The sequence below is a fragment of the Streptomyces sp. NPDC057424 genome (genome assembly GCF_042803315.1).
In the GTDB taxonomy this organism is placed as follows: domain Bacteria; phylum Actinomycetota; class Actinomycetes; order Streptomycetales; family Streptomycetaceae; genus Streptomyces.
The window spans coordinates 1-23,374 of record NZ_JBHVCP010000087.1; the positions used below are offsets into that span (position 1 = coordinate 1).

Below are 23,374 nucleotides of genomic sequence, written 5' to 3' on the forward strand. Positions count from 1 at the left end.
GCCGGTGCGGCGAGTGGGGGTCCCCCCTGCTCGAAGAGCTCGGGGGAGCGTGCCGAGCGTCGCGACGGGGCGAACGCTGCCTGTCGCGGCACTAGCAGCTGGGCACGGACCCCTTGCCCGTCTCCAGGGCCACCAGTGAACTCACCGTGCTCTTCAGCGTGGTCACCGGAATCAGCCGCAGCCCCTTCGGCAGCTCGGCCCGCGCGTCCCCGCACTCCGCCTTCGGCACCAGGAACACCGTCGCCCCGTCCCGCTTCGCCGCCTGGGTCTTGAGGGCGACGCCCCCCACCGCGCCGACCCGCCCGGTCGCGTCGATCGTGCCCGTACCGGCGATGACCCGGCCGCCGGTGAGATCGCCGCCCGTGCCGTCGCCGTCGAGCTTGTCGATGATCCCCAGGGAGAAGAGCAGCCCCGCGCTGGGCCCGCCCACGTCCGCGAGCTTCAGGCTGACCTCGACGTCCTTGTCGTCGAGGCCGAGGTACCCCAGCGCGGCCTGCGTCGCCGCGTCCTGGGACTGCTTCATCTGCTTCTCGTTGTGCCGCTCGATCTCCTTGACGTCGCCCCCGCTCGGGTAGACGGAGTCGCGCGGCATGACCGCCTGGTCGGTGCGGAACCAGCTGTCGATGACGTCGGGGAGCGAGACACGGGTGTCCGGGGAGGTCGCCTCGATGGTGGTCATCCGCAGCTGTCCCCGGGTGTCCCGGACCGGCGCACCCGAGATGGTGATCACCTGCGTGCCCTTGTTCTCGCCCAGGACGTTCGCCGTCAGCCCCGGCTGCGCCACCGAGAACGGCAACGGAGCCAGCACCGCCGTCGCGAGCAGGGCCACGACGGGCAGGGCGCAGACGGCGATGGCCTGGGGGCGTGTGAGGCGAGAGAACACGGGATCAATCTAACGCGGGAGGGGGACACGGCCGGGACCAGGGCGTCCGGGGACCGTGCGGGGAGACCGCCGGCCGTCAGCGCAGCGCCTCCGCGACCTCCCGGGCGGCGTCGACGACCCGCGGCCCCACCCGTTCCGGCACCGCCTCCGCCAGCATCACCACACCCACGCTGCCCTCGACGCCCGTGACGCCCAGCAGCGGGGCCGCCGCCCCGCAGGCGCCCGCCTCCAGCTCCCCGTGCGTCAGCGTGCAGCCGGGGTCGGCCATCGGGTGCTGCCGGGCCGCGAGGATCGCCTTGCCGGCGGCGCCCCGGTCCAGGGGGTACCGGAATCCGGCCCGGTAGGCGACGTGATAGTCCGTCCAGGTCGGCTCCACCACGGCCACGGCCAGCGCGTCCGCCCCGTCGACGAGGGTCAGATGCGCCGTCGCGCCGATGTCCTCCGCCAGAGACCGCAGCGCCGGCAACGCGGCCTCCCGTACCAGCGGGTGGACCTGCCGCCCCAGACGCAGCACCCCGAGCCCGACCCGGGCACGTCCGCCGAGGTCACGGCGTATGAGGGCGTGCTGCTCCAGCGTGGCGAGCAACCGGTACACGACGGTCCGGTTCACGCCCAGCCGGAGGGCGAGCTCGGTCACGGTCAGCCCGTGGTCCGTGTCGGCGAGCAGCTTGAGGACACGAAGTCCCCGGTCGAGCGTCTGGGAGGTCTCCGCGGTCACGACGCCCACTCCTTAGTGGTGAGGTCGGCGGCCCTCCGGTCGGCACATGCGTCACCGAGTCCCGTCAGTAACGCGCTTCAGAGGCCGCCGATCGGCCGGCGGCCCGGCCTGTCCGGGCCGCGTCGCTTCACGGCTGCGCTCCGCGGCGGCGCTGCCACGGGGCGTATGCGTAGCGGGACAGTAGCGAAGCAGGTTCGCTGAGCGGAAGGCTCCGTCCAGAATCCGGGCACGGGAAGCGCCGTTTGCCCGGGTACGTACACGGGACTCACCCTGTACCCAAGGGGCTCACACGACACCCACACATCCGGAACCCCGCCCGGCACCGCCGGCTGGGCGCGTCACTTCATCCGGGTCGCCCACTCCTGCACCTTGGTGATCCGCTGCCGCAACTGCCCCGCCGTCGCCTCCGCCGCCGGAGGCCCGCCGCACACCCGCCGCAGCTCGGTGTGGATCACCCCGTGGGGTTTGCCGCTCTGGTGGACGTACGCGCCGACCATGGTGTTGAGCTGCCGCCGCAGCTCCATCATCTCCTTGTGGGAGACCACCGGCCGCCGCTCGGCGGGCATTTCGAGCAGGTCGGCCTCCTCGTCCGGCTTCTTGCGGCTGTGCGCGATCTGCCGGGCCTGCCGCTTCTGCAGCAGCAGCTGCACCTGGTCGGGCTCCAGCAGCCCGGGGATGCCGAGGTAGTCCTGCTCCTCCTCGCTGCCCGGGTGGGCCTGCATGCCGAACTCGGCGCCGTTGTACATGACCCGGTCGAAGACGGCGTCCGACTCCAGCGCCTCGAAGGGCAGCATGTCCTGCTCGCCGGTGTCCTCGTCCTGCTCCCGGTTCGCCTCGTCCATCTCCTTCTCGGACTCGGCGTACGGGTCCTCCTCGCCCTGCTTCTTGGGCTTGTCGAGGACGTGGTCGCGCTCGCGCTCCATCTCGTTGGCGAAGGAGAGCAGGTCGGGCACGGTCGGCAGGAACACCGACGCGGTCTCGCCGCGCCTGCGGGACCGCACGAAACGCCCGACGGCCTGCGCGAAGAAGAGCGGGGTGGAGATGGTGGTGGCGTACACCCCGACCGCGAGCCGCGGCACGTCGACGCCCTCGGACACCATCCGGACCGCGACCATCCACCGGTCGTTGTTGCCGCTGAACTCGTCGATCCGCTCGGAGGCCCCGGAGTCGTCGGACAGCACGAGGGTCGCCTTGCTGCCGGTGATCTCCCGGATGAGCTTGGCGTACGCCCGCGCCGAGTCCTGGTCGGAGGCGATGACGAGGGCGCCCGCGTCCGGGATGGCCTTCCGCACTTCGGTCAGCCGGTGGTCGGCGGCCCGCAGCACGGACGGCATCCACTCACCCCGCGGATCCAGCGCGGTCCGCCAGGCCTGGCTGATGGCGTCCTTGGTCATGGGCTCGCCGAGCCGCGCGGCGATCTCGTCACCGGCCTTGGTGCGCCAGCGCATGTTGCCGCTGTAGGAGAGGAAGATGACCGGCCGGACGACGTTGTCGGCGAGGGCGTTGCCGTAGCCGTAGGTGTAGTCGGCTGCGGACCGCCGGATCCCGTCGTTGCCCTCTTCGTACGTCACGAAGGGAATGGGGTTGGTGTCGGACCGGAAGGGCGTACCGGTCAGAGCGAGCCGCCGGGTGGCCGGTTCGAAGGCCTCCAGACAGGCCTCGCCCCAGGACTTGCTGTCACCGGCGTGGTGGATCTCGTCGAGGATGACGAGCGTCTTGCGCTGCTCGACGCGGTTGCGGTGCAGCATGGGCCGGACACCGACACCGGCGTACGTCACGGCGACGCCGTGGTACTCCCGGCCGAGCGGCCCGGCGCTGTACTCCGGGTCGAGCTTGATCCCTATCCGGGCGGCGGCCTCGGCCCACTGCTTCTTCAGGTGCTCGGTCGGGGCCACCACGGTCACCTGCTGGACGACGTGGTGGTGCAGCAGCCAGGAGGCCAGCGTCAGCGCGAAGGTCGTCTTGCCGGCGCCGGGTGTGGCGACCGCCAGGAAGTCCCGCGGCTGCTCCTGGATGTACCTGTCCATCGCGCCCTGCTGCCAGGCGCGCAGCTTGCTGGCGGTACCCCAGGGGGCGCGGCCGGGGAACGCCGGGGACAGGTGGTGCGAGGCAGAGCTGGTGCCGGCGGTGGTAGTCACGGTCTCCGTTGGGGGTCGGGCGGCTCGTTCGAGGGAGCCTGACGGCTCGGCTACGTATGACAACCGGGCCACCCTACCGGCGCCCCGACCCCGCCAACGCGCGGACCGGGCCGGGTCACCTGCGGGTGGGACCGACGTCACAACCTCCTCGGCCGTCCCGCGAACCCCCCGGCCTCGCCCCCGGCTCCGGGAGGCGACGCCGACGACCTGCGCGTACGCCACGTCCTGGTCCGCCCCGGCCAGGTCTACGCCGTTGAGGGCGAGGAAGGTGGCGGTGGCCGGCCAGGCGGTGCGCCTGTTCCCGTCGACGAGGGGGTGGTTGGCGGCGAGGGCGCGGAGCAGGGCGGCCGCCTGTCGTACAGGTCCTCATCGGCGGCCCTGCCGGACATCCGGGCGCGGGGGCGGTGCACGGCTGAGGCCGTGCTACGGACGGCGCTCCCGCAGCCGTGTCGACACCCAGGCACCGGCCAGCGCCACCGCCGCCATCGGCAGGAACACCGCGGTGAAGGCGGCCGGGTGGGAGCCGGAGGCGTGAGTGGCCGAGTGGGTCACCGTGCCGCCGCCCAGCGCGGCGAAGGCGGCACCGCCGGCGGACAGCAGGACGACGTTGGAGAGGCCGTCGGAGATCTGGAGGGCGGCGGAGTTGGTGCCGGCCTCCTCCGGGGCGGAGAGCTTGAGCAGGAGGACGCTCGTGGAGGAGATCACGAGCCCCATCCCGAAGCAGCCGAAAGCCCAGGCGACGGCCACGGTCCAGACGGGCACGGAGTCGACCAGCACGCTCGGCGCCGTGGCGATGGCCGCCGCCACCAGCAGCATCCCGACCGTGGTCAGCCGCTCCCGGTACGGCTCGACCCGCGACCGCGACTGCACCCACGAGCCCAGCGCCCACGTCCCCCCGCCCGCGGCGAGCGAGAACCCGGCCAGCGTCGGACTGAGACCGCGCTGCGTGACCAGCAGCAGCGGCACGAACGACTCGGCGGCGATGAAGGATCCGGCGGCGACGCCGCGCAACAACACGACGGACGGCAGCCCGCGGGCGGCCCGATACGTGCCGCGCGGGAGCAGCCCGAGCACGGCCGGCACGAGCAGGGCCACGCCCACGGCACCGGGCAGGAGCGAGAGCGGGCGCAGGTCCTGGGCGGCGTACTGGAGCAACCCGGCACCGAGGGAGACGGCCAGGGCAAGCCGGATGCGCCGGCGGTCGAAGGACGCGGGCTGGTTGTCCGGCGGGGCGGACGCCCGGCGCCGGATCTGCGGCAGCGCGAGCGCGAGCGGGAAGACGACGAGTACGGGTATGCCGACGAACACCCAACGCCACCCCAGCTGCTCGGTCACCGTGCCGGCGGCGAGGGGCCCGACGATCGACGGCAGCACCCAGCTCGCGGCGAACGCGGCCATGATGGCCGGCCGCAGCCGCTCCGGATAGACCCGTCCGACGACGACGTACAGCGCGACGATCACCAGCCCGCCGCCGAACCCCTGCACGGCCCGGCCCAGGATGAACACCCACATCGTCCCGGCGGTCCCGGACAGCAGCAGCCCGGCCCCGAAGGAGGCGATGCCCGTCGTCAACGGCCCGAGAGGGCCGCGCCGGTCCGACCACTGCCCGGAGAGCACCATCCCGAACAGACTGGTCGTGAAGTACCCGGAGAACGCGAACGCGTAGAGCGCCACCCCGTCCAGTTCCCGGGCCGCGACGGGCATCGCCGTCCCGACGGCGGTCGCCTCGAAGGCGATGAGCAGCACGACGGAGACGATCCCGACACTCAACGCCCGATACGCCGCCCCCAGCACTCCCGTCTCCTTCTCGGCGACCGAGGGCAGGTCAGCGGCCTCCACGACATCGGCATCACGCGACTCCGGGACGGTCATGCCCGCCAGCGTAAGGTCCACGCCCCACGTTGACCCCTGTCCCGAGACGGTCCCGGCCTGAGACCTTGGTCGTACGCCTCCCGTTTTCGGCCACCCCCCCCCTCATGAACGGCGTATGGCAGTCGCGTTGCAGCCCCCGCGATGCCCTTGAGCCCCACCCCACCCCGGCCTACGGTCACTACACCGAGTACGAACACGGCCGTGCGCCCGAGTGGTTCAGGGGCTCGCCTGCAAAGCGAGTTACGTGGGGTCGAATCCCGCCACGGCCTCTTGCGCCTTGGCCAGGCAAAAGGCACGGCGGCGCGCCCCCAGGGCTGCCGCCCTGTCGCTCAACACAACGCAACCAGCAGCAAGCCGAAAGGGCGGCGCCGCCGGGGGGCCGCCCCCAGGTCGTCAGGTCAGTCGTCAGCCTGTCTGCACATCAGTTCGTCACCGGCCGGGAAGCGCGCCGAGCCGCCTTCCTTCCAGACGACCACAACGGCCAATCCACCCATCGGCCCTCGGGATGTCGTCGCCTTCTTCACCGTGCGCCACTCGCCGTCGTATCCGATCACATCGCCCTTTCCGATCAGAGCCGCGCGCTTGGTGGTGAGGTCTAACCTCACTGGTCGGCAGGGCGGATGCGGTTCAAAGGGACCTCCCACTCGACTCCTCCCCCTCTCGGCCGCAGGTAGGCAATCCGGCTCACGAGCCTGTTGGCCTCCTTGGTGCGCTCCTCGATCACGCCTTGCAGTTCTCCCTTGAGCCCCGTTTCGATGTCTTCCATCAATGTCCCTCGGGGGTGCGGAAGTTCGCCGTGGCTGAGCAGCATCGGCGGCTTTTCTCCTGCGTGTGCCATGACTCCTCGTCCCGTCCGTGCACATCTGTCTCACAGAAGAGAACTGCTGTTACGCCGCGCCAACTTGCACACCTCTCGCACAACACAGCGTGTATGAGCGGTCACGGTGGGACGATGGAACGTAAGAGAAGTCGAGTAGGGAAGACGCACATCATGAGCGTGAGCAGGATCCCTGGGCCCGGGGCAAACGTGGCCGTCTGCCGTAAGGCGCGCGGCTTCAGCCAGGTCTCTCTCGCCCGGCGTGCGGGCGTGTCGGTCTCACTGTTGAGCAAGATCGAGGTCGGCGATCGGGCCCTCACTCAGGGCATCGCAGCCGCCCTCGCTCACGCCATGGGGCTGACGTTGGACGAGCTGCTGGGCACCGCTCCCGTGGAGCGTGCCGACGAGACCAGCCTCACCGCCCTCAACCACGCCATCCGGCGGTTCGACATCCCCGACCCACCGCCGGCCCACCCGGAAGACCTGCCGCTGGCGCTGGCTCAGCTGAACGAGCACCGCTATCGGACCGAGCTGTCGGCGGTCCTTCGGAAGCTCCCCTGGGTGCTGGCGGACGCAACCAACTACGCCCACGCCACCCAGTCCCCCGATGCCTGGACGCGCGTGGCCGACACGTACAGCGTGGTCTACTGGCTGGCCGCCCGGCACCGCTGGATGCACCTCGCAGAGCTGGCCGTCATGAAGCAGCGGGCGGCAGCCGAGCGGTCCCACCCCGTGGCCGCCACGGTGGCAGCCCGAGACGAGGCCGGATCCTTCCTCAACTCCGGTGACTTCGCCGGCGGACTGGCAATCGTCGAACGCGCCGTAGTTCAGGCCGAGTCGACCCTGGAAGGCCGTGACCGTGCGTTCGGCTTGGGCATCCTGCACCTGCGCGGGCTCACTCTGGCCGGTCGCCTCAAGGACCGGGCAATGGCCGAGGAGCACATGCGGGCGGCTTGGCGGACAGCCGAGGAGTACGGCGAGGACGCCGACGAGCATGGCATCCACTTCGGCCCGGACCAGACCGCGACGCACGTCATCTCGACTTCCTCCGACATGGACCAGCACCGCCGGGCGTTGGAGACCGCAGAGAGTCTCATCCGAGGCGGCACGGAACTGCCCGCCACTCGCATCGGCCCCCTGCACATGAATCTGGGCCGATCGCACCTCGCTCTCGGTGACCGCGATTCCGCTCTGGCATCCCTGGAAGAGGCATGGGACGTCGCCCCGGAGATGGCCCGCGTGCATCCGACGAGCCAGGAGCTGATGCGCGTGCTGACCTCACTGCACCGCCGCAGCAATCCCCGGCTGACGAAGCTGGCCAAACGCGCAAGCGTGCCCCTCTGAGGCCCGTCACGACAATCCCCGGAATTGACCCTGACGCACGGTCAACCCCCCAGCATGGTCCCCATGACTGTGAGAAGCGACAGCGGCATCCAGTGCTTCACCGTTCGGCACGACGGTGTCGCCATCCCGGTGTCACGTGGCGGCCGGGGGCGCCCCCTGGTGCTGTGCCCGGGGCTGAACTGCACACAGGCCGACCTGCACGAGCTGGTCTCGCTGCTGCGGCGGGATCATGATGTTGTGACCTTCGATCTCCGGGGTCACGGTCTCGCCTCCCCCGCCGAGCGGTACTCCTTCGATGCCTTCCTGGGTGACCTCGTCGCCGTGATGGCGGAACTCAACCTGCCCTCGGCGCCGGTACTCGTGGGCTACTCCCTGGGCGCGGACCTGGCCGTGCACTTTGCGGCCGAGCGCCCCGGGACCGTCGCCGGGCTCGTGCTCATCGACGGGGCGAATCCGCTGCCGGAACCGTTCCTCACCGAGGCCGACCTCGCTGAGTTCCGGGCCATCGCAGAGGCTGAGGCGGCGCGTCACGCCTCGCTCACCGCCGAGGACATCGTCGACCTGGGCCTTGAGATGGATGTGGTCCGGGGCCAGGTCCTCGACCGGTACCAAAGGATCGACCTGCCCGTGCACGTCATCGCGTCCACTGCGATCGCAGGCGACAGCACCGAAGGGCGCGCCCCGCGGCACAACCGGTTGTGGCGTGCCGGCGTGGAGCGGCTCATACGCGAGCAGCCGCGCATCTCCGCGGACTGGATCGACGCCGACCATGGGCTGGTCTTCACGCACGCCCCTGACGTCGCCGAGATCATTCGGAGCAGACTGGTCCCATGCTGACCATCGGCGAGCTGGCGGCGTACGCCGGAGTCACCGTCCGCGCTGTGCGGCACTATCACACCAAGGGACTGCTGCCCGAGCCCGAGCGGGACCACGCCGGATACCGGCGGTACGACGCCGGTGCCGTGGTGGAGCTGCTGCGGATCCGTACCCTCGCCGAGGCCGGGGTCCCACTCGCGCGTGTGCGGGAGCTTCTCCAGGCCGGGGAGGAGGAGTTCGCCGCTGCTGTCGCCGACATCGACAGGAGGCTGGAGGCCGAGATCCAGGAGCGGCGGCGGCACCGTGAGCGAATCGCCCGGCTCGCTTCGGGGGACGGTCTGGCCCTCCCCTCCGATGTCGTCGCGTTCCTCGACCGGCTGCGAGCGCTCGGCGTCGACGAACGGATCGTCCAGGCCGAACGGGACGGCTGGATCCCGCTGGCGGCGCGCTCACCCGGGCGGGTGACGGAGTGGATCGCGCGCAAGCAGGAGCAGATCGCAGACCCGGAGCTCACCGGCTTCTACCTGCACTTGAGTGAGGCTCTCGAACGGGGTGACGACGACTCGTCGCTGATCGAGCTGGCCGACCGAGTGGCTGCCTACCTCACCAAGCTGGTCGACGAGCGGGGCGAGGAGTACCTCGGTGGCCCGGCCGATATCGAGCCGACGTTCGTCGAGCTGATGGACACGCTGGCATTCGACACCGTGCCGTCCGCCCGTCGGCTCATCGAGTTACTGAAAGAGCGGGGCTGGGACGGTTGGACCGCCCTCCACCGTGCGCCCGGTTCCCACCCGCTCCGCCCGCCTCGTCCTGAAACGCCCGCGTCCAGTGCTGCCGACCTGACCTACCCTCTCTGACACCCCGTCGGCCCCGGCAATTTCGTGCACAACCCCGATCACCTTTCAGGCGTCCAGAACATGACCGGTAGCCGACGCTCCGGTCGTTCGCCCCCTGTTTCGACGAGGAAAACCACCGTGCACCTCCGCCCCTCGGCAGCCGTCCTGGGCCGCTGCCGTGATCGCCGTCGCCGGTCCCGCTGTCGCCGCACCCCTGGCTCAGGCCGAGGAGGGCGGGCCCGAACTGATCGTGTCGGCCCTGCCGTACGCGGCTCCCAAGCCGGGTGAGGTGTACGACAAGTCCGTCACCCTCACCACCCAGGGCACGGCCGCCGTGGACGGGGTCACCTTCCGGGTGCGTCTGACGCGTGGGCTGGACTTCCCCGAGCAGGTGAAGGGCTGCACCTAGTCGACCGTCAAGGACCAGGTCAGGCAGGCGCTCTGCGAGCTTGACACGGTCATCGAGCCCGGCGCCTCCGTCACCACGCCCGTCCGGTTCAAGGCGCTGGACAACGCCCTGATGGAGGCCGTCGAGTACGGCACGAGCGCGACCGGTGACGCCCTGGGCGAGGGGTACGACCACAGTTACCGCCGGCTCACCCTGACCGCCGACAACACCGCCGACCTCGTCGCGGTCGGCGAGGACACCGAGGCGCTGGCGGGCGGCGAGCAGTCGGTGACGGCGACCCCGCGCAACGACGGCCCCGGCTGGGTGCAGAACCAGGAGAGCGACGACCTCCCCGGGCTGCTGGTGCAGATCCCGCCGGGCACCGTCGCCGTCGGTGTGCCCAAGGACTGCGCGCAGTTCGGGATCGACGGGCCGAGCGAGCCGCAGGGGACCACGGGCAAGCCCAAGTACGTGTGCTGGCCGCAGGACGGGACCCTCGACGCCGGCCAGTCCCTGGCGTACACGTTCACGCTGAAGACCAAGAAGTCCGCGCAGGACACCGAGGGCGAGGTCAAGGCGTCGTCCGTCTACGACATCGCCCCGAAGTACGACACGAACCGCGCCAACAACATCGCCGTGATCAGCATCGACCTGCCGAGCGACTACGAGCCGGAGCCGAGCCCCTCGGACGGCGCGGGCGGTGGCTCCGGAAACGGCCGGAACGGCAACGCCCCGGAGGGCCAGGCCGCCGACGGCACGGGCTCCACCGCCTCCCCCTCGGCCACGGCCTCGACCGGCACCTCGACCGGTGGCTCCACCGGCTCCACGACCGGCAGCACCACCGGCGGCAACCTCGCCTCCACCGGCTCCGACGGCACCCCGCTCCTCGCCGGTGCAGCGGTCAGCGCCGCGGTGATCGGTGGCGGCCTGGTGTACGTCGTACGCCGCCGCGGTGCCGCCAAGTCCGCCTGCGGGAAGCCCCGTCAGAGCACGCCGCCCGCCTCGTCCTGGAACGCGTCCGTCCAGTAGTGGCGGACCGATCTGCCGGCGGTCACGCCCGTGGGGTCCACCGTCGACAGGACCTGGAGCATCGTCATGGCCAGCTGGTCGTAGGTGTCGGTCGTCAGCTCGTGGGACGACCGGGCGGCTATCGCGCGCTCGCGGTGCAGGAGCCAGAAGGTGAAGGCGAGGGTCGACACGTCCGTGTTCAGCGGGTACAGCGTCGCTTCGGGTTCGCTCCAGTTCAGGACCGCGCCCGTCGCGCCGTCGACGACCAGGCTGTTGTTCTCGACCAGGTGGCCGAGGCGGATCAGGCGGTGGGCCCCGGCGGGGAGTTGCGCCGGGGTGCCGGTGTCGGCGTGGTACTCGGCGAGCGTCGCCAGGGGGACGTCCGTGTCCAGGGAGAAGACGTGGGCGTCCTCCGGCAGGCCCACCTCGCGCAGGAAGCGGCGGGTCGGTTCGTGCGTGAGGGTCGCGGGGAAGTCGACGTCCTCGAAGCGCGCCACCTTGCCGGGGCCGAACTCCTGGTCCAGCAAGCGGTGCGGGAGGTCCAGGGAGAGGCCGGACACGCCGCTGCGGCCCGCCACCAGGGACAGGGGGCGGATCAGTGCCGCCATCTTCCAGAACGGGGCCGGTTCGCCGTCCGCCCCGTCGCGGAACACCGCCAGCAGGTGCCGGGAGGCCTCCGCCACCGCCTTGGGGCCGTAGCGGCCGGCGTAGGAGGCGAACTGGCCGCGCAGGCCCGCCAGTTCGTCCGTGGCCTCCGCGAAGCGGACGAGCGTCCGCAGGGAGGGGGCCAGGGGGCGGCGGTCCATCAGGCCGGGGCGGTCGTGCAGGACGTACGCCGTCGAGATCTCGCCCGTCGCGCCGTCCAGCAGGACCGACTCCGTCTCCAGGCCGCCGGGGCCCAGCAGTCCGCCTATCACCAGCTGCTCACGCAGCTCCGCCGAGAGGCGGCCGTCCTGGTCTCCCGTCGAGTCGGCGACCGTGCGCAGGCCCTCGCGGCTCAGCTCCGCGAAGCTCAGCACACCGCTGTCGCAGGGCAGTCCGGGGCCGGTCAGCCAGTGCCGGGTGGACGCGTGCGTCACCCACGGGTCCAGCTCGGACTCGGTCAGGGTGATCACCGCGGAATCGGTGTCGGTCGTACTCATGGGCTCCCCCGCATGTGCTTGCTCACCGTCCCCTGGCGGAGCACGGCAGACCGCCCAGGCCCAGCCCGGCAGCCGTTCCCCACTGCCCAGAACAGTACGTCCCACCACTGACAACGCCCCGGATCAGCGACGCGCGCCCGGCGACCACGCCGCGTCACCTCATCAGACGCTCAGAGCACCCTCGCGCGTTCCCTTTCCGCCGGAATCGGCTTCGCCTCCGGCGCACCATCGGGTGCGAGGTGCCCGGCCGGAGCCCGGCACACAGGGTCAGGCGGTGGGCACGGCCTCAGACTCGGTCCGTGACCACCGCGGCCTGCGGGCGGATCGGGAGGCGGTTCACGGGGCGGCCCGTCGCGGCCCGGACGGCGGACGCGACGGCCGCCGGGGACGCCACCACCGGCACCGCGCTGACGGCCTTGGCCCCGAAGGGAGCGACCACGTCCCGTTCCTCGACCAGCCGGACGATGCGGATGTCGGGCGCGTCGAGGGCGGTCGGGAGCGCGTAGCCGGTCAGGTCGGGGTGGCGGATGAGGCCGCGCGGCGTGCGGAGGTTCTCCGTGAGGGCGATGCCCACCCCCTGGGTCACCCCCGCCTCGATCCGGGCGGCGAGCTGGGCCGGGTTCAGGACCCGGCCCACGTCCTGGGCGACGGCCAGTTCCACGACGCGTACGGAACCGATCTCGATGTCGACGTCCACCACCGCGCGGATCGCGCAGAAGGCCATGCCGACGAACGCGTCGCCCTGGCCGGTCTCGTTCAGCGGCTCGGTCGGGTGCGGGCGGCACTGGGCGGTGGCCCACAGTTCCTTCCCGTCCAGCGCCTCGGTGACGGTGGTGGAGAGGACTCCGTCGTACGACGTGATCTTGCCGTCGGTGATCTGGAGCAGCTCCGTCGACATGCCGAACTTGTGCGCGAGCGGCTGGAGGAGCTGTGTGCGGACCATCTTCGCCGCCCGCTCCACCGCGCCGCCGGAGACCCAGGTGTGCCGACCGCGGCAGCCCGCGCCCGCCGGGGGCTGGTCGGTGTCGACCGGCGCCACGTGCACCTCGTCGATGCCGAGCGTCTCCTGGACGATCTGCCGGGCCAGCGTCGTGAAGCCCTGGCCGGTCTCCACGGCCGCGCACAGGACCGTCGCGACGCCGTCGTGCACCTTCACGGTCGCCGTGGAGACCTCGTCCGCACCCTCGGCACCGAGCATGTGCACCATGCCCACGCCGTAGCCCACGCCCCGGCGCACCGCGCCCGGTTCGCCCGCGCCCTCGGGGCCGCCGGGCAGCAGCCACTCGTCCTCGGGGGTGTCCTTGGGCAGGGGCGGCAGCGGGAAGTCCCGTACGGCCTGGAGGAGTTCGGCGACCGGGGCCGGGCAGGTCACGGTCTGGCCGGTCGGCAGCACGTCGCCGGTCGCCAGGGCGTTGCGCAGCCGCACCTCGGCCGGGTCGATGCCGAGCTTCTTGGCGATCTTGTCCATCTGGGCCTCGTAGGCGGCGCAGACCTGCATGGCGCCTTCGCCGCGTACGTGGCCGGACGGGGGGTTGTTGGTGCGTACGGCCCAGCCCTCGATGAAGGCGTTCGGGACCACGTACGGGCCGCAGGCGAACGCGACGGCGGCGGCCAGGGCCTCGGCGGAGGTGTCGGCGTAGGGGCCCGCGTCGAGCAGGACCTGCGCCTCGACCTTGACGAGTCTTCCCTCGGCGTCGGCGTGGTGGCGGTAGCGCAGCAGGGTGGGGTGCCGGTGGACGTGGCCGAGAAAGGACTCCTCGCGCGTGGCGGTGAGTTTCACCGGGCAGCCGGTACGCAGCGCCAGCAGGCCGAGCGGGAGCTGAAAGCTCTGGTCCTCGCGGTCGGCCGTGGCACCGGGGACTCCGGTGACGACGACCTTGACGCGCTCGGGCTCCAGGCCGAAGGCGGCTGCGGCCGCGTCGCGGTCGGCGTGCGGATCGGTGGAGGCGAGGTACAGCTCCACCCCGCCGTCCGGGCGCGGCACGGCCAGGCCCGCCTCGGCGCCGATGGGCGCGGGGTCCTGGCGGCCGATGCGGTACAGGCCCTCGACGACGATCTCGCCGGCCGCGTCCGGGTCGCCGTGGCGCAGCGGGATGTGCCGGATCAGGTTGCCGTCGGGATGCAGCGGCTCGGCCTCGAAGGCCTGCTCCGGGTCGGTCACCGGGTCGAGCACCTCGTACTCGACGATGACGGCGGCCGCCGCCATGCGCGCGGTGTCCGGGTGGTCGGCGGCGACGGCCGCGAGGGGTTCGCCGTGGTGGCGCACGACATCGGAGGCGAAGACCGGGCGGTCTGCCGTGCCGCGGCCGTGCAGCAGGCTGCCGGGGATGTCCTCGTGGGTGACGACGGCGCGGACACCGGGCATCTCGCGCGCGTGGGAGGTGTCGATGGACACGATGCGCGCGTGCGGGTGCGGTGAACGCAGCACGGCCGCCCACAGCAGGCCCTCGGCCCACAGGTCGGCGGCGTACGGGAAGGTGCCCTCCGTCTTGGCGCGGGCGTCGGCGGGCGGGAGCGAGGCGCCGATGCCGTGCGGAAGCGGTTCGGGGGCGGGGGCGGGGGCGGCCTCCGCGGTCTGTGCGGTGGCTGCTTCGTTGCTCACGCGGGGCCTCCGTCCTGGCCGTAGGGCTGGTCGTGCGGTTCTGGGGAGTGCGGATCCGGGGTGTGCGGTTCCGGGGGCGCTCCGAAGGCCGACGCGTTCACGCCACCGGCGCCCGGGCCCGCCTGGTGCGGGATGCGGGCCTCGTCGGTGTCGCCGTCGGCGGGCGCGGAGTGGGCCTTGCGTTCGGCGACGACGTCCTTGACGGCGTCCACCACGCCCCGGTAGCCGGAGCAGCGGCACAGGTTGCCGCACAATGCCTGGCGGGTCTCCAGCTCGGTGGGCGCCGGGTTGCCCTCCAGCAGGTCGTGCACGGTCATCGCCATGCCCGGGATGCAGAATCCGCACTGCACGGCGCCGCAGCGCGCGAGCGCCCGCTGCACGTCCGACGGCCGGCCGTCCTCGGCCAGGCCCTCGACGGTACGGACCTCGCTGCCGGCGGCGGTCACGGCCGGGACCAGGCAGGACGCCACGAGCCGTCCGTCGACCTGGACGTTGCACGCGCCGCACTCGCCCTGCGAGCAGCCGTCCTTGGCGCCCGCGAGTCCGAGCCGCTCGCGCAGCACGTACAGCAGGGACTCGCCGATCCACGCGTCGCCGACGGGGCGGTCGGTGCCGTTGACGCGCAGGACGTAGGAGGCGAGGGGGTGTTCCTCGTGGAGGGCTGCGGGAGGTACGTCGTGAGGAGCGGCGACGGCCGGGGCGTCCGGGGTGCCGGCCGGACCGGATGCGGTGCTGGCCGGGTCCTCGTCCGGCGCCGGGTCGTCCTGGGGCTCGCCGTCTGCGGTCTCCGGACCGGTACCGGCGTCCGTCTCCGCGAGGGTCTGCAGGGGCGCCGCAGCGGGCTCGGAGGGGCCGTCGGCGGCCTCCGGGGCCCCGATGGCGTCCTCGGAGGCCTCACCGGGTCCGGGAGCGGGCTGTGAGGCTTCCTGCGCGTCCTGCGGGAGCTCGGCGGCTTCCGGGTGCGCCTCGGGCCCGGGCTCCCCGGGGAACTCGCCGGGGCCCTCGGGGTACGGCTGCCCGGACGCGTGGGAGTCGGCGCCGGACGCCTCCGGCCCGCGGCCGGGATGGTCGGAGAGTTCGAACCCGTGGTCGGCGAAACGGGACGGCTCCGTCGTGTGGGCGGCTGCCGCGGACTCCTCCGGCGCGTACGGCGACGGCTGGGGCACGTGAGGGGTGCCGGGCGCCTCCGGCCCGGCGCCGGCGCTTCCGGACGACTCCGGCGCATGGCCGAACTCCCCCGGCTGGTGCGCGTGGCCGGTGTCCTCGTGGACTCCCGGCGCGTGAGCATCCTGCGGGTGAGTGTCCTGCGGGTGACCGGTTCCTCCGGCCTCATCCGGGCCCGCCTCCCGCGGCAGCGGCCCGGCGGCCTGCTGCTCCGGGGCGTATCCGGAGGCCGGTCCGGCGTCGCCCTGCTGTCCGTGGCCCTGCTCGTGACCTTGGTCGTGCTCGTGGGGGTAGCCCGGCTGGGCTTCCTCCCGCCCCGCCGTGTCCTGCGGGTCCTGCTGCCCCCACGGCCGGCCCGCGGCCTGCGTCGCCCAGGGCGCGGGCGCGCCGCCGGGCAGGGTGGCCGGCGGGGTGCCGCCCCACTGTTCGACCAGCGAGGACGTGGTGAACTCGCCCGACTCGTCCGGAAGGTCGCCCCCAGCGACCGGGATGGACCACTGCCCCGTCACGTCATGGCCGGGGGCGGCCCCGGCCGCTGGCGCGGTCTCCTCGAAGTTCCACTGCCCGGTCGTCCCGGGGTTGTACGTGAACCGGTCCCCGCCGTGCTGCCGCGCCGTCGCGTCGGAGCCGTAGGGCGTCCCGGGGTCGTACGGCGTGTCGGGGTCGTACGGCGTGTCGGGGCCGTACGGCGGCTCGGGCACGTCGTGGCCCTGCTGCTGGTGCGCGCCGTGCTCGCCGTGCTGCTGGTGCCCGGCGTTCGGGTCGTGCCACTGCGCCCCGTCGACCGGCGCGCCCGGCACCGGCCACGCGCCCGTGGCCGCCGGGTCGGCCCCGGCCGTCGTCGCGGGGTTGACCGCTATCTGCGGCGGTACGTAGCCGTGGCCGGGCGCGGCCAGGGGACTGTCGGCGGCCAGCAGCGCGTCGACGCCCCCCTCGGGGAGTTCGACGAAGGCCGTGGCGCCGTCGTCGTACTCGCCCTGGGGCAGCGGGTCCCAGCGGCTCCCGCCCCGGGGCATGCCCTCTCCGTGCTGGTCGTCGGTCACGACAGCGCCCTCCCCAGTGCTCGTCGGGCCAGCGCGGCGACGGTGCGCCGCAGGTGCAGTACGGCGGGCGGAAGCTGCGCGACCGAGCCGTCCTCGGCCGGCGCCGCGTCGGGGATGCAGGCCGCGGCGACGTACTCCCCGAAGGCGTTCAGCGCCTCCGGGACGAGCGCCCGGCTGTTGTCCCAGTCGATGAGGCTGCCGACCCACTGCTCGGCCTCCAGCGGCCGCAGCGGCATCGGCGCTATGGCGCCCACCGCGCAGCGCACTCCCCGGCGCGCGGGGTCCAGGACCAGGGCCACGGACGCCACCGCGCGCCCCGGGCCCGTCCGGCCGGTCGCCTTCAGGAAGACCTGCGGGGCGTGCAGCAGCGGCACGCGCACGTAGCCGATGAGCTCGCCGGCGCGCAGCATGTCCACCCCGGCCAGCAGGTGTGAGACCGGGACCTCCCGGCGGACTCCGCGCGGGCCCGCGATGATCAGGGTCGCCTCCAGGGCGGCCAGCACCGGCAGCGCGTCCCCGGTGGGGGCGGCGGAGGCGATGTTGCCGCCCAGGGTGCCCGCGTTGCGGATCTGCGGCGGGCCCGCGGCACGCGCGGCGGCGGCGAGTGCCGGGATCAGGGCCGCGAAGTCGGGGCGGCCCATGCGCGCGTGCGTGAGGCCCGCGCCGAGCAGCGCGTGACCGTCCAGGTACCGCCAGCCGCGGATCTCGCTGATGCGGCCGAGTCCCACCAGCGCGGCGGGCCTGAGCTGCCCGGAGTTGACGGCGGCCATCAGGTCGGTGCCACCCGCGACGGGCACGGCGGCGGGCACGGCGGTGAGCGCCGCGACGGCCTCGTCCAGCGTCGTGGGCAGCGTGACGGCCTGCGCCGCCTGCGGTGCGTGCGTGGTCAAACCGGCTGCCCCTTCCCGCTGCCCCACCTGGTCCCACCTGTGCTGCCGTACGGTACGTGCTGACAGGGCGGACGTGGCAACTCTGGCACATCTTGGCGAGAGCCGAAGACACGGGTCCGCTAGGAGGCATTCGCCCACCTCACCGACGAGATGGTCCGTTTTCACACAGGTTCACCCGTGCATGCCGATTGGCACTTTCGGTGACCCTTGTGCGCTTTTTCCGTGGCTTGTTCGAGCTGTTCGGTAGCGACGGCGTGCCTGCTACCGGCTGGGCGGCGGGCCCTCCTTCGGACGGCCCGGCACCCCGGGGCGCTGCTGCCAGGGCAGCGGGCCGGCGGGTGGCCGGTAGGCGACACCCAGGGCGTCCAGCCGCCTGAAGTGGGCGGTCATACGGCGCCGGAAGGCGGCGAAGTCCCGCTCCGCCGGGGCGGGCAGGGCGCTCCAGGCGACCTCCGCGAAGGCCGCGAGGCGGGGGAAGGCCTGGTAGTCCACGCGCGCCTGGTCCTCCATCACCTCGGTCCACAGATTGGCCTGCGCGCCCAGCACGTGCCGGGCCTCTTCGGGCGTCAACTCCGCTGGCACGGGCTCGAACCGGTAGACGTCCTCCAGGGTGCGCACCCACCCGATCGGTACCGGCTCCTCGGGTCCCGGGGCCTGACGGTGGTCCAGGTACACCTGCTGCTCGGGGCACATGACCACGTCGTGGCCGGCCCGGGCGGCGGCGACACCACCGGCGTATCCGCGCCAGGAGGAGACGGCGGCGCCCTCGGCCAGGCCGCCCTCCAGGATCTCGTCCCAGCCGATCAGCCGGCGGCCGCGCTCGGTGAGCCAGGTGTCGAAGTGCCCGATGAACCAGGACTGGAGCTGGTCCTCGTCCGCGAGCCCGAGTTCCCTGATGCGCGCCTGCGCCGTCTCCGACCGCCGCCACTGGTCCTTGGGGCATTCGTCGCCGCCGATGTGCACGAACTCCGAGGGGAACAGCTCGAGTACCTCCTCGAAGACGCCCTCGTAGAAGCGCAGGGTGTTGTCGGTGGGGGCGAGTACGTTCGGGTTGATTCCCCAGGTGTCCCAGACCGAGAGGACGGTGCCGCCCTCGATGGAGGCAGCGATGACGTCGGTGTTGCCGAGTTCCGGGTACGCGGCGATGGCGGCCTGCGAGTGGCCCGGTACGTCGATTTCGGGGACGACGGTGATATGCCGCTCGGCGGCGTAGGCCACGATCTCCCGGATGTCGTCCTGCGTGTAGGAGCCGCCGTGCGGCTTGTCCTCCCACAACGGCGAGTCCCGGTGGCCGGATTTCGTACGGGCGCGCCAGGAGCCGATCCCGGTCAGCCGCGGATGCCGCTTGATCTCGATGCGCCATCCCTGGTCGTCCGTCAGATGGAAGTGGAAGACGTTGAGTTTGTGCGCCGCCATCAGATCGAGGTAACGCAGCACGCCTTCCTTGGGCATGAAGTGCCGGGCGACGTCGAGCATCAGGCCGCGCCAGCGGAAGCGGGGGGCGTCCTCGATCGTGAGGTGCGGCACGGTCCAGGCGCGGTCGCGGTCCAGCGGGGCCCTGCGATACGCGTCGGGACCGAGGAGCTGCCGCAGGGTCTGGGCGCCCCAGAAGACACCGGCCGCGCCGCCGCCCCCGATGAGGACGCCGAAGCCGTCGCTGACGAGGCGGTACTCCTCGGGGCCGAGTCCGGGGTCGAGGAACAGCCCGATGCCGCCCTCGGCGTCGTCGGGCTCCCGCCCCTCGCGCAGCGGCAGGCCGGTGGCCTGCCGGAGGGCGGCGCTCAGCCAGTGGCCGACGCCTTCCGTCCCGGTGTCGGCGTAGAGCCGGGAGTGGCGCGTCAGCCGCACCTCGCCGGAACCGGCGACGGCACTGCGGGGCGCCGGAATCAGTTCGGTCACATCAGTCCTTCCTTCACCGCGCCGCCCGGTCCGGAGACCCGGCGCCGCTGCCGCCCAGTCCGGAGACCCGGCGCCGCTGTACGAGTACGAGGAAGACCGGGACCGGGATCGTCATCACCGTGGAGGCGGCCATGACGCCGCCCCAGTCCGGGTCGTCGGGCTTGCAGGAGACGAGCAGGGCCATCGGCAGCGTCGACTGCGACGTGTCGCCGATGATGAACGACTTGGCGAACAGGAAGTCGTTCCAGGCGGAGATGAACGAGAACACACCGATGGCCACGAGGCCCGGCAGGACGAGCGGGAAAGGGATCTGCCGGAGGAATCGCGCCCGGCTCGCCCCGTCGATGTGCGCGGCCCCCTCCAGCGCCTCCGGAACGGCTTTCACGAACCCCCGCGCCATCCGGATCGCGAAAGGCAGTGAGTAGGCGATGTGAGGCAGGATCAGCGAGCCCGGCGTGTTCAGCTGACCGGCGTCCCGCATGAGGAAGAACAAGGGGATCGTGAGGGCTTCCACGGGTACCGTCCGGGCCACCAGAAACATGATCAGAAGGGTGGTCCGGAGGCGGAAGCGGAATCGTGCGACGGCGGGTCGCGGTGAGAAACGCGATGAGCCCGGAGGCGATCACGACACAGCCCGCGACGACGAGGCTGTTGAGCAGGTACCGGCCGAATTCCTGCTGCCCGAAGACACGCCGGAAGGAATCCGGGGAGGGCGCGAGCGTCCACGGCCTGGGGTCGCCTGACTCGATCTCCCCGGCCGGTTTGAAGGTGCCGAGCACCATCCAGGCCCGGCATCCGGTTCCGGGCCGAAGTCCGGGTCGGAGAGGAACAGCCACACCGTGGAGCCGGTCACGGCCGGAGGGGCCCACGCGCCGAGGGCGGCCGGCATCAGCGCGAGCCGCGGTACGGCCCGGACGCGGGTGAGGAGCACGGCGAGGGCGCAGCCCGCCGCGAGTGTGGAGACGACACAGGCCGCCGCGAACAGCACGGTGGCGAGCAGCACCTGCCAGAACCGCGGGTCCCCGAACAGCTCGGTGTAGTTCCCGAAGCCCTCGAAGGTGGCCGGCCCTCCGCCGCTGACCTGCGCCTTCGGAGGCTAGGGACTGCATGAACACGCCCACAAGAGGTCTCAGCCACTCTGTGACCGGCAGACGCACCCCGTGCAACGCCCGGGACGGCACAAAAGCCCCCAGGGCGCGCAGAACGCGCCCTGGGGGCCTCACGCCCCGCGGGCCGGGCCTACTTGTCGCCCTTGCCCTTGTCGTCGTCGCCGGAGCTCATGGACTCGTAGATCTCCTTGCACATGGGACACACGGGGTACTTCTTCGGGTCGCGGCCCGGCACCCAGACCTTGCCGCACAGCGCCACGACGGGGGTGCCGTCGAGGGCGCTCGCCATGATCTTGTCCTTCTGGACGTAATGGGCGAAGCGCTCGTGGTCACCGTCACCGTGAGAGGTCTGCGGCGTCGGCTCTACGAGGGTCCCCGTACCAGTCCCGCGCTCGGGCTCGAGAGTGCTCATAGGGCCAAGGGTACTGAAGCTCACACGCATCAGTTGAGCGAAGGGTCGTCCGGGTACGTCGCCACCATCGCCAGCTCGCTGCGCTGGCGGCGCAGCACCTCGCGCCAGAGCCGCTCGGGAGACGGGCACGAGACGTCACCCGGCTCGGACTCGACGACGTACCAGGCGCCGTCCACCAGTTCGTCCTCCAGCTGGCCCGGACCCCAGCCGGCGTACCCGGCGAAGATGCGCAGGGAGCCGAGGGCGGAGGCCAGCAGCTCCGGCGGGGCCTCCAGATCGACGAGACCGATCGCACCGTGCACCCGGCGCCAGCCCAGCGGGGCGGCCTCGCCGGACACACCGCCGGGGACGACCGCGACCCCGAGGGCCGAGTCCAGCGACACCGGGCCACCCTGGAACACGACGCCCGGTTCCACGGCGAGATCCTCCCAGCCCTCCAGGATGTCACCCACGTCCACCGGGGTGGGGCGGTTGAGGACGACACCGAGGGAGCCCTCCTCGTCGTGGTCGAGGAGCAGCACCACCGCGCGGTCGAAGTTGGGGTCCGCCAGGGCGGGCGTGGCCACGAGCAACCGCCCTGTGAGCGAGGACACCTCGGTCATGGCAGACATGATCCCGCATTCTCCCTTCGCGTGGGGAGGCAATGCGGCACAGGGAGGGAACGCAGCCATGAATCGAAGAGGTGGCCTGGTAAGGCCTCGGTCGAGGGGGCGGCGGGGGGCGGGCGGGCGCACCGCGGCGCCCACGCGCACGGAAGTGACGGTGACCCCACGTGCCCGGCGCGGAACCGTTCGTGTTTGTGACAGAGCTATGACGTGGCTGGGTCTGACTCAGGCTTACTGAAGGGGGGTGGTGGGCGATTACCCTTTCCCTCCTGGCCCCTGCCCGACTCCATGGAACGCGAGATTCATGACCGTCAACGACGATGTCCTGCTTGTCCACGGCGGAACCCCGCTGGAGGGCGAGATCCGTGTCCGCGGTGCGAAGAACCTCGTGCCGAAGGCCATGGTCGCAGCGCTGCTGGGCAGCGCTCCGAGCCGGCTGCGCAATGTTCCGGACATCCGCGACGTTCGGGTCGTACGGGGTCTGCTGCAGCTGCACGGTGTGACGGTCCGTCCGGGTGACGAGCCCGGCGAACTGGTGATGGATCCGACGCGCGTGGAGAGCGCGAACGTCGCCGACATCGATGCCCACGCGGGTTCGAGCCGTATCCCGATCCTGTTCTGCGGACCGCTGCTGCACCGCCTCGGCCACGCGTTCATCCCCGGTCTCGGCGGCTGCGACATCGGCGGGCGGCCCATCGACTTCCACTTCGAGGTGCTGCGGCAGTTCGGCGCGAAGATCGAGAAGCGGGCGGACGGCCAGTACCTGGAGGCGCCCCGGCGGCTGCGCGGTACGAAGATCCGGCTGCCCTACCCGTCCGTCGGCGCGACCGAGCAGGTGCTGCTGACGGCCGTCCTCGCGGAGGGCGTCACGGAGCTGTCCAACGCGGCCGTCGAGCCGGAGATCGAGGACCTCATCTGCGTGCTGCAGAAGATGGGCGCGATCATCGCGATGGACACCGACCGGACGATCCGCATCACCGGTGTGGACCAGCTCGGCGGCTACAACCACCGCGCCCTGCCGGACCGTCTGGAGGCCGCGTCCTGGGCCTCGGCGGCGCTGGCGACCGAGGGCGACATCTACATCCGTGGCGCGCTGCAGCGCTCGATGATGACGTTCCTGAACACCTACCGGAAGGTGGGCGGTGCCTTCGAGATCGACGACGAGGGCATCCGCTTCTGGCACCCCGGCGGCCAGCTGAAGTCCATCGCGCTGGAGACGGACGTCCACCCCGGCTTCCAGACCGACTGGCAGCAGCCCCTGGTGGTCGCCCTGACGCAGGCCACGGGTCTGTCCATCATCCACGAGACGGTCTACGAGTCCCGCCTCGGCTTCACGTCCGCGCTGAACCAGATGGGCGCGCACATCCAGCTCTACCGCGAGTGCCTGGGCGGCTCCGACTGCCGCTTCGGCCAGCGCAACTTCCTCCACTCGGCCGTCGTCTCGGGCCCGACCAAGCTGCAGGGTGCGGACCTGGTCATCCCCGACCTGCGGGGCGGCTTCTCGTACCTGATCGCGGCGCTGGCGGCCCAGGGCACGTCCCGTGTCCACGGCATCGGCCTCATCAACCGCGGCTACGAGAACTTCATGGAGAAGCTCATGGAGCTCGGCGCGAAGGTCGAGCTGCCCGGCAAGGCGCTCGGGTAGCGGCGCGTGCAGTGACGTCAAAGGGGCGGCCACCCGGTTCGGG

19 protein-coding genes, 1 tRNA gene and 2 pseudogenes are annotated in these 23,374 nt (G+C 72.1%); 7 read left to right on the top strand and 15 right to left on the bottom strand.

The annotated features are described in order from the left end of the window. Positions 1 to 91 precede the first annotated feature (91 nt). From ACFU3E_RS36205 to ACFU3E_RS36220, 4 genes are all read right to left on the bottom strand, one after another. Positions 92 to 883, bottom strand: a complete 792-nt coding sequence (locus ACFU3E_RS36205; protein ID WP_384168377.1) for a S16 family serine protease — start codon at positions 881 to 883, stop codon at positions 92 to 94. A gap of 76 nt (positions 884 to 959) precedes the next feature. Further along, complete coding sequence (locus ACFU3E_RS36210; RefSeq protein WP_384168380.1) at positions 960 to 1,601, bottom strand: IclR family transcriptional regulator; 642 nt, start codon at positions 1,599 to 1,601, stop codon at positions 960 to 962. A gap of 338 nt (positions 1,602 to 1,939) precedes the next feature. Beyond that, positions 1,940 to 3,739 carry a DEAD/DEAH box helicase gene (locus ACFU3E_RS36215; protein ID WP_384168383.1) on the bottom strand — a complete coding sequence of 600 codons (1,800 nt, stop codon included), beginning with the start codon at positions 3,737 to 3,739 and terminating at the stop codon, positions 1,940 to 1,942. 423 nt (positions 3,740 to 4,162) lie between these two features. Beyond that, entirely contained in the window at positions 4,163 to 5,611 is a 1,449-nt protein-coding gene (locus ACFU3E_RS36220) for an MFS transporter (RefSeq protein WP_384168386.1), read from the bottom strand. A gap of 197 nt (positions 5,612 to 5,808) precedes the next feature. Between ACFU3E_RS36220 and ACFU3E_RS36225 the strand changes: the two genes are divergently transcribed. Then, positions 5,809 to 5,880 (top strand) — tRNA-Cys (locus tag ACFU3E_RS36225). A 129-nt stretch (positions 5,881 to 6,009) separates the two neighbouring features. Here the strand turns inward: ACFU3E_RS36225 and ACFU3E_RS36230 are convergent. After that, positions 6,010 to 6,165, bottom strand: coding sequence for a hypothetical protein (locus ACFU3E_RS36230; protein WP_384168389.1), 156 nt, complete (start codon positions 6,163 to 6,165; stop codon positions 6,010 to 6,012). A 47-nt stretch (positions 6,166 to 6,212) separates the two neighbouring features. Further along, a complete protein-coding gene (locus ACFU3E_RS36235) occupies positions 6,213 to 6,449 on the bottom strand; it encodes a hypothetical protein (RefSeq protein WP_384168392.1) in 237 nt (78 codons plus the stop codon). A gap of 153 nt (positions 6,450 to 6,602) precedes the next feature. Here ACFU3E_RS36235 and ACFU3E_RS36240 point away from each other — a divergent pair, with 153 nt between their 5' ends. The 5 genes from ACFU3E_RS36240 to ACFU3E_RS36260 all read left to right on the top strand — a co-directional run bounded on the left by ACFU3E_RS36240 (position 6,603) and on the right by ACFU3E_RS36260 (position 10,841). Then, positions 6,603 to 7,772, top strand: coding sequence for a helix-turn-helix domain-containing protein (locus tag ACFU3E_RS36240; protein WP_384168426.1), 1,170 nt, complete (start codon positions 6,603 to 6,605; stop codon positions 7,770 to 7,772). Positions 7,773 to 7,835: 63 nt separating this feature from the next. Next, positions 7,836 to 8,609 (top strand): alpha/beta fold hydrolase, encoded by a 774-nt coding sequence (locus ACFU3E_RS36245; RefSeq protein ID WP_384168395.1) that lies wholly within the window; start codon positions 7,836 to 7,838, stop codon positions 8,607 to 8,609. Further along, on the top strand, positions 8,603 to 9,445 hold the full coding sequence (locus tag ACFU3E_RS36250) for a MerR family transcriptional regulator (protein WP_384168398.1): 843 nt from the start codon (positions 8,603 to 8,605) through the stop codon (positions 9,443 to 9,445). Before ACFU3E_RS36245 ends, ACFU3E_RS36250 begins: the two co-directional genes overlap by 7 nt. 157 nt (positions 9,446 to 9,602) lie before the next feature. After that, positions 9,603 to 9,833: a hypothetical protein gene (locus ACFU3E_RS36255; RefSeq protein WP_384168401.1), complete on the top strand. Its 231-nt coding sequence runs from the start codon at positions 9,603 to 9,605 to the stop codon at positions 9,831 to 9,833. 111 nt (positions 9,834 to 9,944) lie between these two features. Next, positions 9,945 to 10,841, top strand: coding sequence for an LPXTG cell wall anchor domain-containing protein (locus tag ACFU3E_RS36260; protein ID WP_384168404.1), 897 nt, complete (start codon positions 9,945 to 9,947; stop codon positions 10,839 to 10,841). On the opposite strand, the gene ACFU3E_RS36265 is transcribed toward ACFU3E_RS36260, so the two are convergent. The 9 genes and pseudogenes from ACFU3E_RS36265 to ACFU3E_RS36305 form a co-directional block, all read right to left on the bottom strand. Further along, positions 10,796 to 11,962 carry an SUKH-4 family immunity protein gene (locus tag ACFU3E_RS36265; protein WP_384168407.1) on the bottom strand — a complete coding sequence of 389 codons (1,167 nt, stop codon included), beginning with the start codon at positions 11,960 to 11,962 and terminating at the stop codon, positions 10,796 to 10,798. The two genes, ACFU3E_RS36260 and ACFU3E_RS36265, sit on opposite strands and share 46 nt — an antisense overlap. Before the next feature lie 286 nt (positions 11,963 to 12,248). Continuing rightward, complete coding sequence (locus tag ACFU3E_RS36270; protein ID WP_384168410.1) at positions 12,249 to 14,564, bottom strand: xanthine dehydrogenase family protein molybdopterin-binding subunit; 2,316 nt, start codon at positions 14,562 to 14,564, stop codon at positions 12,249 to 12,251. Beyond that, positions 14,561 to 16,771: a 2Fe-2S iron-sulfur cluster-binding protein gene (locus tag ACFU3E_RS36275; protein ID WP_384168413.1), complete on the bottom strand. Its 2,211-nt coding sequence runs from the start codon at positions 16,769 to 16,771 to the stop codon at positions 14,561 to 14,563. Before ACFU3E_RS36275 ends, ACFU3E_RS36270 begins: the two co-directional genes overlap by 4 nt. After that, positions 16,768 to 17,661 (bottom strand): FAD binding domain-containing protein, encoded by an 894-nt coding sequence (locus ACFU3E_RS36280; protein WP_384168416.1) that lies wholly within the window; start codon positions 17,659 to 17,661, stop codon positions 16,768 to 16,770. Before ACFU3E_RS36280 ends, ACFU3E_RS36275 begins: the two co-directional genes overlap by 4 nt. A 261-nt stretch (positions 17,662 to 17,922) precedes the next feature. Further along, positions 17,923 to 19,560, bottom strand: a complete 1,638-nt coding sequence (locus ACFU3E_RS36285) for a beta-N-acetylhexosaminidase (RefSeq protein WP_384168419.1) — start codon at positions 19,558 to 19,560, stop codon at positions 17,923 to 17,925. A gap of 13 nt (positions 19,561 to 19,573) precedes the next feature. Beyond that, positions 19,574 to 20,396 (bottom strand): annotated as a pseudogene (locus ACFU3E_RS36290) (carbohydrate ABC transporter permease). Then, a pseudogene (locus ACFU3E_RS36295) lies at positions 20,363 to 20,650 on the bottom strand (sugar ABC transporter permease); the annotation flags it as partial. The pseudogenes ACFU3E_RS36290 and ACFU3E_RS36295, both read right to left, overlap by 34 nt. Before the next feature lie 149 nt (positions 20,651 to 20,799). Further along, on the bottom strand, positions 20,800 to 21,081 hold the full coding sequence (locus ACFU3E_RS36300; protein ID WP_003990595.1) for a DUF3039 domain-containing protein: 282 nt from the start codon (positions 21,079 to 21,081) through the stop codon (positions 20,800 to 20,802). A 29-nt stretch (positions 21,082 to 21,110) separates the two neighbouring features. Then, positions 21,111 to 21,683: a YqgE/AlgH family protein gene (locus ACFU3E_RS36305; RefSeq protein WP_384168429.1), complete on the bottom strand. Its 573-nt coding sequence runs from the start codon at positions 21,681 to 21,683 to the stop codon at positions 21,111 to 21,113. A 307-nt stretch (positions 21,684 to 21,990) separates the two neighbouring features. Between ACFU3E_RS36305 and murA the strand changes: the two genes are divergently transcribed. Beyond that, the gene (gene murA, locus ACFU3E_RS36310; RefSeq protein ID WP_384168423.1) at positions 21,991 to 23,331 is read left to right on the top strand and encodes a UDP-N-acetylglucosamine 1-carboxyvinyltransferase; all 1,341 of its coding nucleotides are present in this window, start codon (positions 21,991 to 21,993) and stop codon (positions 23,329 to 23,331) included. The last annotated feature ends 43 nt before the right edge of the window (positions 23,332 to 23,374 follow it).

Coding starts and splice junctions, on each gene's coding strand:
- ACFU3E_RS36220 (WP_384168386.1), bottom strand. CDS start 5,611: ATGACCGTCCCGGAGTCGCGTGATGCCGATGTCGTGGAGGCCGCTGAC.
- ACFU3E_RS36235 (WP_384168392.1), bottom strand. CDS start 6,449: ATGGCACACGCAGGAGAAAAGCCGCCGATGCTGCTCAGCCACGGCGAA.
- ACFU3E_RS36240 (WP_384168426.1), top strand. CDS start 6,603: ATGAGCGTGAGCAGGATCCCTGGGCCCGGGGCAAACGTGGCCGTCTGC.
- ACFU3E_RS36245 (WP_384168395.1), top strand. CDS start 7,836: ATGACTGTGAGAAGCGACAGCGGCATCCAGTGCTTCACCGTTCGGCAC.
- ACFU3E_RS36250 (WP_384168398.1), top strand. CDS start 8,603: ATGCTGACCATCGGCGAGCTGGCGGCGTACGCCGGAGTCACCGTCCGC.
- ACFU3E_RS36260 (WP_384168404.1), top strand. CDS start 9,945: ATGGAGGCCGTCGAGTACGGCACGAGCGCGACCGGTGACGCCCTGGGC.
- ACFU3E_RS36265 (WP_384168407.1), bottom strand. CDS start 11,962: ATGAGTACGACCGACACCGATTCCGCGGTGATCACCCTGACCGAGTCC.
- ACFU3E_RS36300 (WP_003990595.1), bottom strand. CDS start 21,081: ATGAGCACTCTCGAGCCCGAGCGCGGGACTGGTACGGGGACCCTCGTA.
- ACFU3E_RS36305 (WP_384168429.1), bottom strand. CDS start 21,683: ATGACCGAGGTGTCCTCGCTCACAGGGCGGTTGCTCGTGGCCACGCCC.
- murA (WP_384168423.1), top strand. CDS start 21,991: ATGACCGTCAACGACGATGTCCTGCTTGTCCACGGCGGAACCCCGCTG.